Source organism: Micromonospora sp. NPDC005161, from assembly GCF_053599855.1.
This window is the reverse complement of sequence record NZ_JBSFYQ010000119.1, coordinates 1-1622: the sequence shown is the minus strand read 5'-3', so window position 1 is coordinate 1622 and position 1622 is coordinate 1. Positions and strand designations below refer to the sequence as shown.

Here is a 1622-nt window from a genome sequence, read left to right as displayed (position 1 = left end):
CGGGCTCTCCCGCACCAAGATCACACGGCGTCGACCAGGCCGACCGACCCACATTTTCCAACCAACCAGAACGTCGCGCGAGACCTGAACAGCTCATTCGTCTTGCCGGCCACGTCGACCTGGGCCAGCAGGTGCACCTGCGCTCCGGGCGGGCCGCTACCCCGCAAGGTCTTGCCGTCCACGCTGTACACCCGCCGGTCGTTCGGGGTGTCTGCCGCCAGCCCGGACGCGATGAGCCACCGGCCGACCGCGTCGTCCAAGGCGTCGGCGTCGACGCCGGCCAGGACCCGCCGGAACGTGGACTCGTCCGGCGCCCGATAGACCCCGGTGAACGGATCTCGGAACACGCCCAACTCGGCGAGGACCTGCTGCGGAACGTCGCCGGCCCATTCGGCGACCGCCGCCGCGGACCGGGCGCCGGTCAGCACCGCCGCGACCGCGGTGGCCAGGACCCCGGGCAGCGCATGGACGACACCTCGGGGGTCTCGCCGGTCCGGCACCTGCGTTAACGCCGTGACCAGGCTCGCCCGGCGGCCTGCCAACGGCTCGTCCAGGCGGTCCGCGTGCACGGCCAACACGTCAATCAGCGATGATGATCCCAACGGGCGCGGTCCTCTTTGATCTTCCCAGCTTCGACACCTGGATGATCAACGAAAGGCCGCGCCTGTCTCTATACCGTCATGATCAGGAGCGTCTGCACTCAAACGGCCACAACGGTCATATCGCTACCTTGCCGGAACCCTGGGGTGACCACGACCAGGCGAGGCGGCTTGCGCGCGACGCAGTGTCGCTGGCCCTTCCCGCCCACGACCCAGTGGTGGCCCTCCAGGCCCGCTCGACCCTCAGCGTGGTCCACATGCACGAGGGCCGGTTCAACCAAGCCGCCCGCGAGGCCGCGATGGCCCGGCGGTACAGCGGCACCGACGCGCTGATCGTTCTGGCCATCCAGGGGGTCGCCGTCCGCCGTGCCAACGGACCAAGCGCGGCCCAATCTGTGTTCGCCGATCTCGTCGACCAAGCCAACCTCCGCACTGGGCTTAACGACCGCGACTTCGCCGCCTGGACCCTGACGGGGATCGCCCGATGTGCCCAGGCCCTGGACACTCCCACCGGATCGACGAAGCCCGCACTCGACGACTTCACCCGCGCCCGGCACCCGTACCGCGAACCGGCACCCGCACTCACCAGGATGATGACCTTCCTTCTTGAGACCATCGCCGCCGACGATGAAGAGCGCGCGCGGCTGAAGCCCGCGGTCGACGACCTCCGCAGCTCACTGAGCCATTCCGCGCAAGGCCAAGGTGAACGATGAATCCCTCGCCGCGTCCCGCTGAGGAGGCTCTCGTGCCAACCGGGTCCCGGGCGGTCAGCCCGGGACCCGTCAGATAGCCTGATTTTCAGGCGAGCGGAATAGCGCCGATAAGGGTATCGGTTTGTGTCGATCCACCGAATCGAACTCCCACGGCAGCGATGCCAACGGGCCGGCACGAGCTGGCCGCGCCTTGTCGGCAGATTCGAAGGCCCTCACTAAGGGATGTCTCGTAACTGGGTGAAGGCGTTGCCCGGCACCGGGCCGGTGGTCAGCCGGTGAGGATGATGTTGTGGAGGTTGGCGATGCCGGA

At 68.2% G+C, this 1622-nt stretch carries 2 protein-coding genes; one reads left to right on the top strand and one right to left on the bottom strand.

The window, feature by feature from the left end:
• Positions 1–20 precede the first annotated feature (20 nt).
• Positions 21–569, bottom strand: a complete 549-nt coding sequence (locus tag ACWD5O_RS37100) for a transposase family protein (protein WP_450088168.1) — start codon at positions 567–569, stop codon at positions 21–23.
• 23 nt (positions 570–592) lie between these two features.
• On the opposite strand from ACWD5O_RS37100, the gene ACWD5O_RS37095 reads away from it, so the two are divergent.
• Positions 593–1312 (top strand): hypothetical protein, encoded by a 720-nt coding sequence (locus ACWD5O_RS37095; protein WP_450088167.1) that lies wholly within the window; start codon positions 593–595, stop codon positions 1310–1312.
• Positions 1313–1622: the final 310 nt, after the last annotated feature.

What these genes read in the sequence shown, in the direction of transcription:
- ACWD5O_RS37095 (WP_450088167.1), top strand. Translation starts at nt 593, where the DNA reads ATGATCCCAACGGGCGCGGTCCTCTTTGATCTTCCCAGCTTCGACACC.